The following is a 14,851-nucleotide window of genomic DNA, read 5'->3' as shown; positions in this document are numbered from 1 at the left end:
ACGCGAATATCTCTGAAAAATGGGCCTATTGTTTCCGGTTTCTGAAACAACAAGGACTTCGACGGTGACTATCGCGTCAGTTCCCGCATACCTTGTTCTAAACCCGCCAGCGTCATGGGTACCATGCGATCTTCGAATATCTCACGGATCATGCCGATCGAATGGGTGTATTCCCAATACTTCTCGGGGATTGGGTTGATCCAAAGGTTCGATGTCCACTGTTCGCGTGCACGGCCCAGCCAGACTTGGCCGGCCTCCTGGTTCCAATGCTCATTTGCACCGCCGGGATAAGCGATCTCGTAAGGACTCATTGAGGCATCGCCGACAAAGATGCACTTGTAGTCCGGCCCGTATGTGCGCAAGACCTCGTGCGTCGGAGTTTGCTGATCCCAGCGGCGGCGATTGTCGCGCCAGACGCCTTCATAGAGGCAGTTGTGGAAGTAGTAGTATTCCAGATGTTTGAATTCGGTTCGGGCCGCTGAGAACAGTTCTTCGACGACCTTGATATGCGGGTCCATCGATCCGCCCACGTCCAGAAACAAAAGGACTTTGACGGCGTTGTGTCGTTCGGGTCGGGTTTTGACATCCAGATATCCGTGTTCAGCCGTAGCCCTGATCGTTCCATCCAGATCAAGCTCTTCCGCTGCACCTTCACGCGCCCAGCGGCGCAGGCGTTTCAAGGCAACCTTGATGTTCCGGGTGCCCAGTTCAACAGTGTCATCTAAGTTCTTGAATTCGCGCTTGTCCCAGACCTTTACGGCACGCTGATGGCGGCTTTCTTTCTGGCCGATGCGCACGCCTTCAGGGTTATAGCCATAGGCGCCGAAAGGTGAGGTGCCTGCGGTGCCGATCCACTTGTTACCGCCCTGATGGCGACCCTGTTGGTCCATGAGGCGCTCGCGTAGCGTCTCCATCAGCTTCTCAAAGCCACCAAGCGCCTCGATCTCGGCTTTTTCTTCATCCGACAGGTGCTTTTCGGCCATCTTTGCAAGCCACTCGGCAGGAATATCGACCGCCTCGAGTACTTGATCGAAACTGATTTCACCCAACCCTTCGAAACTGGCGGCAAAGGCACGATCGAACTTGTCGATGTTGCGCTCGTCTTTCACCATCGAAACGCGGGCGAGATAGTAAAACGCCTCGACATCGTATGTCGCCAAGCCCTTTTTCATCCCTTCCAGAAACGTCAGGTACTCGCGCAGAGATACGGGAATGCCCGCGTTTCGGAGGTTTTCGAAGAAGGGCAGGAACATCGTTCTATACCAGACGAACAATGACCAGTGAAATCACCAGCCCGACCAACGCAAAGGCAATGCCGTAACCTGCAGCGTATTGAGCCATATCCGCACCGCTTCCGTTACGTTTGCGTGCTGTCAACGCGCCCAGAATCGCGCCCAGAATAGCCATGCCCAGAACCACTATCATGTGACGTTATCCACCCGTGCTTGTGGCGGCTGACTGCGCGATGTCTTGTGTGACCGAGCGCACCACCAAATCCGAGCCGAAGCCGTAACGTGCCCATCCGATACTGTCCAGCCGAACGCGACGTGCCTGATCTAGTTGACCGGACTGCCGCAGCGCCTCGGATTTGAGCAGCAGCAGGGTGGCCAGAAGGGCGGCGTTCTCGGCCTTCGTCATAACACTGATTGCTTTGTTCAATTCGGGCAGGGCCTCGGTGCCCTGACCCTGTGCCAAAGCAAATGCTGCGGTTTGTGCCGTGATATGAGCGCGCTGAATTTCCGTTCCCGGGGTGGCGTTCAGGTATTTCAGGGCAATTTCATATTGCTGCTGCGCCGCCTCGGGGTCGTCGAATTGCCCCATGCGCCCCAGCAGATAATGCGGATAGGCGCGGCGGTGGTCGGTCCAGCCTTGCTGTTGACCAATTCGCGCTGCCTCGTTCGCAGCGTTAACGCGCTTGGCCGTACCAGCGCCAGCCCCCAAAGCGCGTTGAACTGCATTAATCCACGCCCGAGGTGTCTCAGTAACCTGTTGTGGCGCAACCCGATCCCCTCTGGGGTTCAGCCGGCTGAGTACGCCGGGCAGAACCGCTGCCACCTGTTCGCGTGTCATGCCATTTTGCAACTCAGGCGCATAGGCTGCGCGCAGGATCAACATGTCGAATCCGGTCAGAACCGTGTGGAAATTGTCGTCGTTGAATACTGAATCGGTTAGGCGATAGAGGTCGTTCAGAGGTCCAAGGGCCTGAGCCAATTCTTCATGCAGGCAGTCCCGAATTTCCTGTGGGCTGGCATCGTAGGGGATGAATATCCCGATCCGTTCACGTTTTCGCAGTTCGGTCCAGTTGCTTTTGCTTTTGCGCCTGTCACGGCGGTATTCTTCCAGACTTGAAGAGTTGGGCACGACGAAACAGGCTGCCTGCGGCAGGATGCGGCGGATCTGTTTCTGGCTTACAGCCTCGATCGTGATGTTCGCCTGACCCTCTGGAATCTGCCGGATGTCGATCTTCGCCTCACGTTGCAACCGGGTCAGTAGCCGGCTCAGGTCGGTCTGCATCGTTGGTGGCGGTGTCCCAGTCAGACGCACCGTGATGGGTCCATCAAACCGGGTGAAAACGGGCAACTCTGCGCCGCTCTCAAGTGCGAAATGCAGCGATAGGAAATCTGCGGCGATGTTTTTGTTTGAGCGGGCAGGCGGGCTAGGACGAGTAGCGCCGAAGGATTTAGACGGCGGCAGCGAAGCTTCAATCACCTGGGTACGGGTCGGCGTCTCGATCCGGTCGACCGTGGTGCAGGCAGACAGCGCCGCCAGAAGTAGGGTTGCGCCTAAAAGCCTCATGGTCGCTGATACTTCAGGAACGGCGACAACTTGCCGATGCGGTCATAGAGTTTGCGTGCGGTATGGTTGTTTTCCTGCGTCAGCCAATAGACTGAGGGGGCTTTCTGCCTGTCCGCTTCTTCATAGACGGCCTCAATCAGGGCGCGTCCAACTCCGGTGCCTCGCGCTTCTGGGCGGGCATAGAGATCCTGCAGATAGCAGACACTTTCTTCCTTCCAGGCGTGGCGATGAAACAGGTAATGGGTCAGTCCAAGCAGTTGCCCATCCAAATCCGCGACAAAACAGGAAAAGTCATTCGGATCATCACCTAAGAGCCGCGCAAAGGTGCTTTGGAAAGTCGAATCCGGCACTTCGGTTTCATAAAATGCCAGGTAGTCACGCCACATTTCGGCCCATTGATCCCGGTCTTCTGGTCGCAAGGGGCGAATTGTGAGGGCGTTAGTCATTTTATTATTTCCTGCTCTGGAGGCCCGATTGGCGCGGGGTCTTTCGTTGATGTAATGCTGACACCCGACCGTACCGATGACAAGCTGTGATCACCGCTTGCTACGCGCCATAAAGGCCAGCCGTTCAAACAGGTGTACGTCCTGCTCATTTTTTAGAAGCGCACCATGCAGCTTGGGCAGTGCATTCACACCGTCGCGTTTAAGGTCCTCAGCGCTCAAGTCCTCAGCTAAGAGCAGTTTCAGCCAGTCCAGCACTTCCGAGGTCGAGGGCTTTTTCTTCAAACCTTGCGTTTCGCGGATTTCGTAGAACTGGGTCAGCGCGGTGGTCAGCAGCGCATCTTTGATGCCGGGGTGATGGACTTCGACGATACGGCGCATCGTGGCTTCGTCTGGAAAGCGGATGTAGTGAAAGAAGCAGCGGCGCAGGAATGCGTCAGGTAGTTCCTTTTCGTTGTTCGAAGTGATTATGACGATAGGACGGTTCTTGGCACGGATCGTCTCGCCAGTCTCGTAGACGTGGAACTCCATCTTATCGAGTTCTTGCAGCAGGTCGTTCGGAAACTCGATATCAGCCTTGTCGATCTCGTCGATCAGTAGCACAACCTTTTCATCCGCATCGAATGCCTGCCATAGCTTCCCCTTGCGAATATAGTTCGAGACATCATGCACGCGCTCATCACCTAGCTGACTGTCACGTAGACGGCTGACCGCATCGTATTCATACAGTCCCTGCTGCGCGCGCGTTGTGGATTTCACGTTCCACTCAATCATCGTCAGCCCCAGCGCGCCTGCGACCTGTTTCGCCAGCTCGGTTTTGCCGGTTCCGGGTTCGCCCTTGACAAGCAGCGGGCGTTCCAGCGTGACGGCGGCGTTCACGGCAATGTTCAGATCGTCGGTGGCAACATATTCTGCGGTGCCTTGAAAACGTGCGGTCATGGGACCCCTCATGTGGTTTCCGCGGAATGCGGGCTGGGTTTGCTCTGCTCGGGTTACAGAGAGGCAAGGTTATTTACAAGCCGGGCCGCAGCGTCGCGAAAGGATGGGATGGGCTGTAAGTCCAATCTGTTTTGGGCGATTCGTTCGGGGCGGGGTATCGCAGGGGTTGAAGCTGCCTGAAAAACGCCTTGCGAGAACCACAGAAAAACAAGGTTTTGTTGTTACAAGTCTCAATATTAGAGCAGTCGGAGTGACGCGGCGGCGAGGCATACGTTTGTGTAGTGACAATCTCTGCCCCGTCGGATAAACGCTCCGCAGAAGGGGGTGCCGAATGTCAGGTAATACAATCGCAACCGACGTTTCAGGCCATACCGAGGGAGCAAATATGAAGCAGGAAGTTTTTCTGCCGGAAGATTACCGTCCGGCTGAAGATGAACCTTTCATGAATGATCGCCAGCTTGAGTATTTTCGCCGCAAGCTGATGGATTGGAAGACAGAACTACTCGCAGGCAGCCGTGATACGATCGAAGGTCTGCAGGACAACACCCGAAACATTCCCGATGTCGCTGACCGCGCAAGCGAAGAGACCGACCGTGCGCTGGAACTGCGCACCCGGGATCGTCAGCGTAAGCTGGTGGCCAAAATCGACTCGGCCCTGCGCCGGATCGAAGAAGGGGAGTATGGATATTGCGAGAAGACCGGTGATCCGATCTCGCTCAAGCGCCTGGATGCGCGCCCTATCGCGACTATGACGCTTGAGGCGCAAGAGCGTCACGAGCGCCGCGAAAAGGTCCACCGCGACGATTGATCGCTGGGAAATTGCAACAAAACAACTGCGCCGGGGCCTGTCGCCTCGGCGTTTTTGCGTTATGGCAGGCCCATGAATATCAATGGTCTGAATTTCTGCGTCATTGGCGGCGGCATTGGGGGCATGGCGGCGGCACTCGCACTGCGAAGTCAGGGTGCTCAGGTGACGGTTCTGGAGCAGGCCCCAGAACTGACCGAAGTTGGTGCTGGATTGCAAATCAGTGCGAACGGGATGGCGGTACTGCGTGCGCTAGGCGTTGCTGGTAAGGTCCCGGAAGCTGGACAAATCTCGGGTGGGACCGTTCTGCGCGATTACCGTAATGGGCGCGTGATCAGTCGGGTCCCGGTCCCTGCCGCTGGGTCGACTTACTATTATCACCGGGCAGATCTGCTGGACCTGTTACACAAAGCCGCCTTGCGCTCTGGGGTGGATATTCGGCTGGATGCACCTGTCGCCACGGTTCATAAACACCCAAGCGAAGCCGAGATCGTTCTGGAAAGCGGCGAAAGGCTGCGTGCGGAATGCGCGATCGCCGCAGACGGTGGGCGCAGCACTATCCGCCCGATCTTGAATGGCCCCGAGGTCCCGGTTTTCACCCATCAGGTTGCCTGGCGAGCAACGATCCCCTGGACCCAGCGAGAAGAACTGCCATGCGCGTCCTTGACGATGGGGCCAGGCCGGCACGTAGTAACCTACCCGCTGCGCGATCAACGCCTCGTGAACATCGTGGCCATAGAAGAGCGTTCCGACTGGCAAGAGGAAGGCTGGCGACGTCAGGGTGATCCCGACGACCTGCGAACCCGGTTTGCCGATTTTGGCGGACCGGTTGGTGACATATTGTCAAAGATTGACGAGGTTCACCTTTGGGCGCTGTTTCTGCGCCCCGTGGCGCAAATCTGGCAGAATGGGCGATTGGCCTTGCTTGGGGATGCGGCGCACCCGACGTTGCCTTTTATGGCCCAAGGAGCTTGCCTAGCACTGGAAGATGCCTGGGTCCTGACACGCGCGTTCCAGGACAACTCAGGCGTCGCCCGCGCATTGGCTACCTATGAAGCCACTCGACGACCGCGTGCCAGGCAAGTGGTTGGCGCCGCAGGCGCAAATGCGCGTAATTTCCACCTTCGTGGGCCAATGAGGCTGGCCGCACAGGCCGCCTTAATGGCGGTTGGTCCACGCTTGGCACGGCGCTACGAGTGGATCTATAGCTACGACGCGACCGCGTAAGTGTTCACAGGTCGAGATCAACCCAGACCGGCACATGGTCCGAAGGTTTTTCGTGCCCCCTCACTTCGGCATCGATCCTGCAATCACGCATCAAATCTGCAGCTTGCGGCGTCAGAAGAACGTGATCGATGCGAATCCCGTCGTTTCTGTTCCACGCGCCGGCTTGATAATCCCAGAATGAGTAATGACCGGGGCCTTGCGTTCGTGCGCGAAAGGCTTCGGTGAAGCCCAGATTTAATATCTTGCGAAATGCTGCACGGCTTTCGGGCCGAAACAACGCATCCTCGCGCCAGGCGTCGGGGCGCTTGGCATCTTCGGCCTGCGGTATAATATTGTAATCCCCGGCCATCAATGCGGGTTCCTCTGATGCCATCAAATCGTGGGCACGATCATAGAGGCGCTCCATCCACTCAAGCTTGTAGTCATATTTCGGCCCCGGCACCGGATTGCCATTTGGCAGATACAATCCGCAGATGCGCAATGCTCTCTTTCCTATGACAGTGGCTTCGATCCAGCGCGCCTGCTCATCACTTTCATCACCGGGCAACCCACGGGAGACATCCTCAAGCGGCAATTTCGAAAGGATTGCAACGCCGTTGAAGCTCTTTTGCCCGTGGGTTTCAACGTTATATCCGCGCTCCTCGAAAATCTCGCGGGGGAAATTCTCATCAATAGATTTGATTTCCTGCAGCAACACAACATCGGGCTGCGCCTCATCCAACCAGCGAGGTAACGCCTCGGCCCGTGCCTTGATACCGTTGATGTTGAATGTGGCGATTTTCATGCGTGATCCTCCGGTGCCATTGGCAACCTATCGCGCAGAATACACGCTACGGCAAGTTGCCGAACAAGTAAGCGAGGCTCTGCCACGCGCTCCGAGGTATTTTGGGCCAGATGAAGAAACGGATTCTTAACCATATTCGTCAAAACTGAGTATGCGGTACAGGCGGAGGCGCCGATGACCGCGCCAGGTGAAGTTCTCTGACTTTGACTGTCAGAGAGCGGATCCCTCTTCATCTGGCTAAAAATACCTTGGGGGTGTGGGGGCAAAGCCCCCACTTGGCGCTACATCGAGAACGATGTGCCGCAGCCGCAGGAAGACGTGGCGTTGGGGTTCTCAATCACGAAGCGCGCGCCGATGAGTTCCTGTGTGAAATCAATTACCGCGTTCTCCAGAAACGGCAGAGAGATCGAGTCGACGATGACCTTTTGGCCTTTGCCCTCTAGCACCAAATCGTCCTCTTTCGGCTCATCCAGGGCGATCTCGTATTGAAAACCGGAACATCCGCCACCCTCCACAGCGACACGCAGGGCCTGGCCCTGATCTGCGGCACCGATTTCGGCCAGGCGTTCAAAGGCGCGTTCTGTGACTGTTGGGGGCAGATTCATGCCGGTCTCCAAAGGTTTATTTCCTTAGCATCGTACAATATATGGAACCTAACGACAGGCGACAAGGACAAGACCTTTGGACAGAGCGGGTTTTGCCTCGGACCCAGGCCGCGCAAGGGGGCGGCTTGTACCTGAGGAGGAAAGCAGTTTTCGGTCATGCTTTCAGCGCGACCGGGACAGGATTATTCACGCTAGCGCATTTCGGCGGCTCAAACACAAAACCCAAGTGTTTGTTGAGCATGAGGGTGACAGTTATCGAACCCGCCTGACGCATTCCATAGAAGTGGCTCAGGTGGCCCGCACGATTGCCGGGGCCTTGGGCTTGAACGGCGAATTGACCGAGGCGGTCGCCCTGGCGCATGACCTTGGGCATACACCGTTTGGTCACACGGGCGAGGATGCTCTGCATGCGTTGATGGAGCCATATGGTGGCTTTGACCACAACGCACAGGCCATTCGGATCGTAACCAAACTTGAGCGTCACTACGCCGAGTTCGATGGGTGCAACCTGACCTGGGAATGTCTTGAAGGGATAGCCAAGCACAACGGGCCGGTCACTGGTGCATTGCCTTGGGCATTGGCCGAGTGTAATCGGGGCTTTGACCTCGAACTTCACACCCATGCGAGCGCCGAGGCGCAGGTCGCGGCGCTATCGGACGACATTGCCTACAACAACCACGATCTATTTGACGGATTGCGGGCGGGATTGTTCAGAGATGAAGACATTCAGCAGCTTCCCATAATTGATGCCTGTTTCGCCGAAGTGGATGCCAAGTATCCGGGTCTTGACCCTTATCGCCGTCGGCACGAGGCGCTCAGACGGGTATTTGGCGTCATGGTTTCGGATTTGATCGACACCTCACGCGCGTTGATAGCGGCCTCGGGGGCGCAGTCGGTCGAGGATATCCGCCATCTGGGTTATCCGGTCATTCAATTCTCGGATGATCTTTGGGCGAAGCTCAAACAGATCCGCGCCTTCCTGTTTTCGCGCATGTATCGCGCACCGAGCGTGATGGAAGTGCGCGTCAGTGTCAGCAAGGTGGTTGAGGAACTGTTTCCGATTTACCTGTCCGATCCCAAACAGATGCCGCGCCATTGGCACAGCGATATCAAGGCGGCAACAGATGAAACCGCGCTGGCCCGCATCGTCTCAGATTATATCGCGGGCATGACCGACAGGTTTGCGCTGCAAGACCATGCCCGGCTGACCGGAGATCACTCGATCGCAATATAGGCGATGGCCCAGACCTGTTGGCTGGCTTGTGTTTGAGCCAGTTCAGCATCATCCGTGGGCGGGAAAACGATCATCGTGGGGCCGTAACTACCAATGCCCATCGGCACGCCATCCGCGTGGGTGGCCACGATGGGTTGATGTGTCTCGATGCTTTCCCATGGAATTTCAGCCTGATAGCCATCCATAGCCATGGGCAGAGCAGATTTGCCCCTCGCACCTGCCATCGTCATCACGTCAGATAACAGCGGACCAGCGAAGGTATAGTCGCGCTGGTTCTCTGGCGGGCCATAGCGGATGGTTATTTCGATCTGATCCAACCCGTCCAGCATGGCAGCGTCAAAGCCTGCTGCACCGTCATGTGTGACTTCGAGAAAACCCAACAGCCCACCGTCATTCTCAGCGCGCGCGGGCAGATTGGTTTCGGTGATGGCGCCACCGAGCGTCAGCAATACGTGGCCTTGAGGTGAGGGCATCTCGGCCCATGTGGGCAAGGCGGTGGTCAGCAACAAGGCGATCGGCAGGGTAAGGCGCATTCAGGGGCTCCAGTCACGGTTTTCCCCGACCTTAGCCCTGATAGCGGTTAATCCAAGCGCAAAATTTAGGCGTCCATTGACCTTGGCGCTTTGCGTGGTAAACCCCGCGACAAGCAAAAGGACATCCGAAATGAACCTGTTTTCCGAGATCCGCGGCCTGGTACTGGACGCGCTGGCGCAGATGCAGTCCGAAGGCGCGCTGCCTAAGGGGCTGAGCTTTGACAACGTGGCGGTTGAGCCTCCGCGCGATGCGGCGCATGGCGATATGGCGACCAATGCGGCGATGGTACTGGCGAAACCGGCGAAGATGAAGCCGCGGGACATTGCGGATTTGCTTGCAGGCAAGCTATCTGCAGACGACCGGATCACCAGCGCCGAGGTGGCGGGCCCGGGTTTTCTAAACCTGCGGCTTGCGTCTTCGGTTTGGCAGGGCGTGCTGGCTGCGGTGCTGGAGAAGGGCACCGATTATGGCCGTTCGACCATGGGACATGGTCAAAAGGTGAACGTAGAATATGTCTCGGCCAACCCGACCGGCCCGCTGCATGTGGGCCACACGCGGGGGGCTGTGTTCGGTGATGCGCTGGCAAGCTTGCTGGCCTATTCGGGCCATGAGGTGACCCGCGAATACTACATCAACGATGGCGGCGCGCAGGTGGATGTGCTGGCGCGGTCGGCATATGAACGGTATCGCGAGGCTAACGGGCTCAGTCCCGAGATCGCCGAAGGTCTCTATCCCGGCGATTACCTGATCCCGATCGGTCAGGCGCTGAAAGAGAAATACGGCGACAGCCTGATCGACAAGCCTGAAAGCGTATGGCTGGAAGAGCTGCGCGAGTTCTCGACCGACGCTATGATGGACCTGATCCGCGCCGACCTGAAGGCGTTGGGTGTTGAGATGGATGTGTTCTTCTCAGAGAAGTCGCTCTACGGCACAGGGCGGATCGAGGCTGCGCTTCAGTCGCTGACCGACAAGGGCCTGATCTACGAAGGCGTTCTTGAGCCGCCCAAGGGCAAGAAGCCCGAGGATTGGGAACCGCGCGAGCAGACCTTGTTCAAGTCGACCGAACACGGGGATGACGTCGACCGCCCGGTCAAGAAATCGGACGGCAGCTGGACCTATTTCGCCCCGGATATCGCTTATCATTATGACAAGGTGAGCCGTGGGTTTGACGCGCTAATCGACGTGTTCGGTGCGGACCATGGCGGCTATGTCAAACGGATGAAGGCGGCCGTTTCGGCCCTTTCCGATGGTAAGGTGCCGCTGGATATCAAGCTGACCCAATTGGTGAAGCTGTGGAAGAATGGCGAGCCGTTCAAGATGTCCAAGCGGGCAGGGAACTTTGTCACGTTGCGCAATGTAGTCGATCAGGTCGGGCCTGATGTAACCCGTTTCGTGATGCTGACCCGCAAGAACGACGCACCGCTGGATTTCGATTTCGACAAGGTGCTGGAACAAAGCCGCGAAAACCCGGTGTTCTACGTCCAATACGCCCATGCCCGCGTCATGAGTGTGCTGCGCCGCGCTGCTGAGGCCGGGATTTCTGCCGATGATGCTACGCTATCTGGGGCAGATCTGGGCAAGATCGACCACGCCTCTGAGCTGACCGTTGCCAAGAAGCTGGCAGAATGGCCACGTCTGGTTGAAATCGCCGCTCGCACAAATGAACCGCACCGGGTTGCCTTCTATCTCTATGAATTGGCAGGAGATTTCCACGCGCTGTGGAACAAGGGCAATGACGAAACCCAGTTGCGCTTCATTCAGGATGGCGATGTTGCCACAAGCCAATCGAAAATCGCACTGGCCCGGGCTGTTTCTGTTGTGATTTCAGCGGGCTTGGGTATTCTTGGCGTTACCCCGGCGCAGGAGATGCGATAACAAATATCGCCCGAACCGCCGGTCTGAGGCAGACAAGAAATGACCCGCGCGCCACTTTTTACGGCGCAATCGGGCGGTGAGGCGGAAATGGCACGTTACGATTACTCGGGGCAGCATAGCCCCGAGCAGATGCATTACTCGAATCAATCGCATCCTGAAGATGCGTATGATTATCCTGATGAAAGCTATAGCTATGATGACGCCCCGCGCGCAGGCGCTGGGCTGGGCCGTATTGTCAACGTGCTTGGGGCGGTTGCGTCTATGGCGCTGGTCGCCGGAGTCGGCGTTTGGGGCTACCAACTGATCATGCGCGACGTCAGCGGGGTACCGGTCGTGCGCGCCGCCGAAGGACCCATGCGCGTGCAGCCCGAAAATCCCGGCGGGACGCCTGCTGATCATCAGGGACTAGCGGTAAATGCAGTTGCCGCTGTCGGGACTGCTGCACCGCCAGCAGATCGTCTGATCCTCGCACCGCGCCCCGTGTCTCTGACTGATGAAGACACGCCCATGACCGCGCTTGAGGCCACAAATGCAGTGCAAGTGATTGAGGAACCCGCCACTGATCAGGCGATCGTGAACGCTCTGGCCGAAGGGCTCGCCGCCGAACCTCTGCCTGAACAGACGCCTGAGCAGGGCGTGCAATTGGCTTCCCTGGTCACGCCCGAAGAAGAGCCCGCGATTGATCCGGCTGATTACGCCGCGCAACAGCCCGACCCTAAGATTGCTGCACTGCCTGGTGTGCGCCGGTCGCTGCGTCCGCATGTGCGTCCAGCCCGCGCTACGCCAAGTTCTATTTCGTCCAACAGCGCTACGGAAGCTGCGATCAATGCTGCAGTAAAGGCTGCTGTTGGTCTGGATGTTGATCCCGATACATTGACCAAAGGTACGCGACTGGCTCAGCTTGGGGCATACGAAAGCGCCGATGTGGCGCAGGCCGAATGGGCACGTTTGAATGGCCGATTTGGAGAATATATGGATGGAAAACAGCGTGTTATCCAGAAGACCTCAAGCGGAGGGCGAACCTTCTATCGCCTGCGTGTCATGGGGTTTGATGATCTGAGCGACTCGCGCCAGTTTTGCGCGGCCCTAGTCGCGCAGGGTGCAGACTGTATCCCGGTCGCCGTCCGGTGAGATTTGGCGCGGTTATCACCGATGCCGAAGGGCTGCGCCTGACGCCGGATGAGAAAGCTCTGTTCAAAGAGATGAACCCGTTCGGGTTCATTCTGTTTGCCCGCAACATCGAATCCGCTGATCAGACCCGCGCCTTGTGCGAGGAATTCCGCGAGGCGGTTGGCCGAAATTGCCTAATCACCGTCGATCAGGAGGGGGGCGCGTACAACGTCTGCGCGCACCTTTAGCCCGTGAATGGTTGCCCCCTTTGGATCATGTCGCGCATGCCGGAGATCAGGCCGAGCGCGCGATGTATCTGCGCTATCGTCTGATCGCGCATGAACTGCTGGGATTGGGCATCGACAGCAATTGTGCGCCGATGGTCGATCTGGCCCGCGAGGGTACTCATGCGTTCCTGAAGAACCGCTGCTATGGGTCCGATCCCGAAAAGGTTTCCGCGATTGGTCGAGCCGTTGCCAACGGACACTTTGATGGCGGAGTGTTGCCGGTAGTAAAGCACATGCCCGGCCACGGTCTGTCGACGCTCGACAGTCATCACGAGTTGCCGCATGTGGATCTTTCTCTAAGTGCACTGGAAGCAGCAGATTTTGCACCATTCCGCGCGCTGAACGACTTGCCGATGGGGATGACGGCGCATTTGGTTTATGACCAGATCGATCCACGGCCCGCAACGATTTCTGCTGGAATGATGACGTTGATTAGGGAGCGCATCGGTTTCGACGGTCTGATTATGACCGACGATATCACGATGAAAGCCCTGAACGGCGCGCCCGCCGACTTGGCCCGACAGGCACTGGACGCTGGATGCGATGTTGCTTTGCACTGCAACGGGGCCTTTGAAGAGCGTGCTAAGGTGCTCGAAGCCGCTGGTGACATGTCGGATGCGGCACAAGCCCGCGCAGATCGGGCGCTGGTCCGGAGACAACCGCCACAGGAACTTGACATCCAAGCCGCCGAGGCGGAACTATCTGCCCTAATGGGCGGGCAGGTATATGCAGGATAACCTTTTCAGCGAAGACCCGGTCTCGGTTGCCGATCGGCTGGCCGCCGAGGCTTTGATTGTAGACGTCGACGGGTTTGAAGGTCCGCTCGATGTGCTTTTGACACTTTCGCGTACGCAAAAAGTGGACTTGCGCAAAATCTCGGTTCTGGCGTTGGCGCAACAGTATCTGACCTTTGTCGAAAAAGCGCGGCAGTTGCGGATTGAACTGGCGGCGGATTATTTGGTGATGGCGGCCTGGCTGGCCTTCCTCAAATCACGCCTGTTATTGCCTCCGGACCCGGATGACGAAGGCCCATCGGGCGAGGAACTCGCCGCGCACCTCGCATTCCAATTGGAGCGTCTGCAGGCCATGCGTGATGCCGCCGCTCGGTTGATGGCGCGTGATCAATTGGGCCGCGATTTTTTTAAACGCGGGCAGGGTGAGGATGTTACGCGTATCCGCACCGTGACCTATTCCGCCACACTGCTGGACCTGATGCAGGGCTATGCGCGTATCCGCACGCGCGACGAGTTCCGCCCCTTCGTCATGGATCGCGACGCCGTTTTCACCATGGAACAAGCGCTTGAGCGGATGCGGCCCTTGATAGGCTTTGCCGGTGCGTGGACGGATATGGAGACCTACCTGCCCGAAGGCTGGGATGCCGATCCGGTGCGGCGACGCTCGGCCACGGCTGCAACCTTCGCAGCCTCGCTGGAGCTGGTGAAAGAAGGACATATGGAGATCAAGCAAAGCGAGACCTTTGCGCCGATCCATCTGCGTAAGAGGACTGAGACACGTGACTGATGCCAACGAAGAGACAGGCACACTGTTCGAAGCGCCGCCCTTGGCGGAACAGGAACGTATGGTCGAGGCCGTGCTGTTTGCCAGCGCCGAGCCAGTGACGATTGGTGATCTTGAAGCGCGGATGCCCCATGGCAGCGATGCCGCGCAAGCTGTTGAATCGCTTCAGAAACGGTACGAAGGGCGCGGGGTACGTGTGGTGCGCGTTGGTGAGGCTTGGGCGATCCGCACAGCCCCCGATCTTGGCTTCCTGATGCAGAAGGAAACGGTTGAGACCCGCAAGCTTAGCCGGGCGGCCATCGAAACGCTGGCGATCGTGGCTTATCACCAGCCCTGCACTCGTGCGGAGATCGAGGAAATCCGGGGCGTGTCCGTTTCGCGCGGCACCATTGACCAACTGCTTGAGATGGAGTGGATCCGACTGGGCCGCCGTCGCATGACACCAGGCCGTCCGGTGACATTCGTCGTAACGCCTGAGTTTCTGGATCATTTCGGGCTGGAAAACGCCCGTGACCTGCCGGGCCTGAAGGAGTTGCGCGCAGCCGGATTGTTGGAGAATCGCCCACCCCCTGGTGCTGTGCCGCTGGGCGAAGGGCAGGGTGATGACGAGGACGAAGATCAAACCGAACTGTTCGAAGAAGAGTGATCGGACAGCCCTTTTATTGCCGCAGATCCCGCCTATCATAGGGTGCAG

The 14,851-nt window shown here is 57.7% G+C and carries 15 protein-coding genes and 1 pseudogene; 8 read left to right on the top strand and 8 right to left on the bottom strand.

The window, feature by feature from the left end:
- Positions 1 to 68: 68 nt before the first annotated feature.
- The 5 genes from AC1DFB_RS07995 to AC1DFB_RS07975 all read right to left on the bottom strand — a co-directional run bounded on the left by AC1DFB_RS07995 (position 69) and on the right by AC1DFB_RS07975 (position 4,178).
- The gene (locus AC1DFB_RS07995) at positions 69 to 1,253 is read right to left on the bottom strand and encodes a vWA domain-containing protein (protein WP_480922474.1); all 1,185 of its coding nucleotides are present in this window, start codon (positions 1,251 to 1,253) and stop codon (positions 69 to 71) included.
- A 4-nt stretch (positions 1,254 to 1,257) separates the two neighbouring features.
- Complete coding sequence (locus tag AC1DFB_RS07990; RefSeq protein ID WP_170396648.1) at positions 1,258 to 1,425, bottom strand: hypothetical protein; 168 nt, start codon at positions 1,423 to 1,425, stop codon at positions 1,258 to 1,260.
- A 6-nt stretch (positions 1,426 to 1,431) separates the two neighbouring features.
- Positions 1,432 to 2,796, bottom strand: coding sequence for a DUF2927 domain-containing protein (locus tag AC1DFB_RS07985; RefSeq protein WP_480922473.1), 1,365 nt, complete (start codon positions 2,794 to 2,796; stop codon positions 1,432 to 1,434).
- On the bottom strand, positions 2,793 to 3,242 hold the full coding sequence (locus tag AC1DFB_RS07980; RefSeq protein WP_170509831.1) for a GNAT family N-acetyltransferase: 450 nt from the start codon (positions 3,240 to 3,242) through the stop codon (positions 2,793 to 2,795). The genes AC1DFB_RS07985 and AC1DFB_RS07980 overlap by 4 nt, the downstream gene beginning before the upstream one ends.
- A 90-nt stretch (positions 3,243 to 3,332) precedes the next feature.
- Positions 3,333 to 4,178, bottom strand: coding sequence for an AAA family ATPase (locus tag AC1DFB_RS07975; protein ID WP_170406386.1), 846 nt, complete (start codon positions 4,176 to 4,178; stop codon positions 3,333 to 3,335).
- 385 nt (positions 4,179 to 4,563) lie between these two features.
- On the opposite strand from AC1DFB_RS07975, the gene dksA reads away from it, so the two are divergent.
- Both dksA and AC1DFB_RS07965 read left to right on the top strand, forming a co-directional pair.
- The gene (gene dksA, locus AC1DFB_RS07970) at positions 4,564 to 4,986 is read left to right on the top strand and encodes an RNA polymerase-binding protein DksA (RefSeq protein WP_074736317.1); all 423 of its coding nucleotides are present in this window, start codon (positions 4,564 to 4,566) and stop codon (positions 4,984 to 4,986) included.
- A gap of 72 nt (positions 4,987 to 5,058) precedes the next feature.
- The gene (locus tag AC1DFB_RS07965) at positions 5,059 to 6,210 is read left to right on the top strand and encodes an FAD-dependent monooxygenase (protein ID WP_480922472.1); all 1,152 of its coding nucleotides are present in this window, start codon (positions 5,059 to 5,061) and stop codon (positions 6,208 to 6,210) included.
- A 4-nt stretch (positions 6,211 to 6,214) separates the two neighbouring features.
- Here the strand turns inward: AC1DFB_RS07965 and xth are convergent, their stop codons facing one another.
- Together xth and AC1DFB_RS07955 are read right to left on the bottom strand one after the other, a co-directional pair.
- Positions 6,215 to 6,994, bottom strand: coding sequence for an exodeoxyribonuclease III (gene xth / locus AC1DFB_RS07960; protein ID WP_480922471.1), 780 nt, complete (start codon positions 6,992 to 6,994; stop codon positions 6,215 to 6,217).
- Between the two features lie 281 nt (positions 6,995 to 7,275).
- Complete coding sequence (locus AC1DFB_RS07955; protein ID WP_170406378.1) at positions 7,276 to 7,599, bottom strand: HesB/IscA family protein; 324 nt, start codon at positions 7,597 to 7,599, stop codon at positions 7,276 to 7,278.
- 76 nt (positions 7,600 to 7,675) lie between these two features.
- Here AC1DFB_RS07955 and AC1DFB_RS07950 point away from each other — a divergent pair, with 76 nt between their 5' ends.
- A complete protein-coding gene (locus AC1DFB_RS07950; protein ID WP_480922470.1) occupies positions 7,676 to 8,833 on the top strand; it encodes a deoxyguanosinetriphosphate triphosphohydrolase in 1,158 nt (385 codons plus the stop codon).
- Here AC1DFB_RS07950 and AC1DFB_RS07945 read toward each other — a convergent pair.
- Positions 8,815 to 9,366 carry a putative pterin-binding protein gene (locus tag AC1DFB_RS07945; protein ID WP_480922469.1) on the bottom strand — a complete coding sequence of 184 codons (552 nt, stop codon included), beginning with the start codon at positions 9,364 to 9,366 and terminating at the stop codon, positions 8,815 to 8,817. The genes AC1DFB_RS07950 and AC1DFB_RS07945 overlap by 19 nt on opposite strands.
- 130 nt (positions 9,367 to 9,496) lie before the next feature.
- On the opposite strand from AC1DFB_RS07945, the gene argS reads away from it, so the two are divergent.
- The 5 genes and pseudogenes from argS (at position 9,497) to scpB (ending at position 14,803) form a co-directional block, all read left to right on the top strand.
- The gene (argS, locus tag AC1DFB_RS07940) at positions 9,497 to 11,242 is read left to right on the top strand and encodes an arginine--tRNA ligase (protein WP_480922468.1); all 1,746 of its coding nucleotides are present in this window, start codon (positions 9,497 to 9,499) and stop codon (positions 11,240 to 11,242) included.
- A gap of 39 nt (positions 11,243 to 11,281) precedes the next feature.
- Positions 11,282 to 12,373 (top strand): SPOR domain-containing protein, encoded by a 1,092-nt coding sequence (locus AC1DFB_RS07935; protein ID WP_480922467.1) that lies wholly within the window; start codon positions 11,282 to 11,284, stop codon positions 12,371 to 12,373.
- Positions 12,370 to 13,376: pseudogene (gene nagZ / locus AC1DFB_RS07930) on the top strand (beta-N-acetylhexosaminidase). Before AC1DFB_RS07935 ends, nagZ begins: the two are co-directional and overlap by 4 nt.
- The gene (locus AC1DFB_RS07925; protein WP_170509855.1) at positions 13,366 to 14,160 is read left to right on the top strand and encodes a segregation and condensation protein A; all 795 of its coding nucleotides are present in this window, start codon (positions 13,366 to 13,368) and stop codon (positions 14,158 to 14,160) included. Before nagZ ends, AC1DFB_RS07925 begins: the two are co-directional and overlap by 11 nt.
- Entirely contained in the window at positions 14,153 to 14,803 is a 651-nt protein-coding gene (gene scpB / locus AC1DFB_RS07920; RefSeq protein ID WP_480922466.1) for an SMC-Scp complex subunit ScpB, read from the top strand. Before AC1DFB_RS07925 ends, scpB begins: the two co-directional genes overlap by 8 nt.
- Positions 14,804 to 14,851: the final 48 nt, after the last annotated feature.

It is taken from the genome of Ruegeria sp. S84 (assembly GCF_056583445.1).
This window is presented reverse-complemented; position numbering and strand designations above follow the sequence as displayed.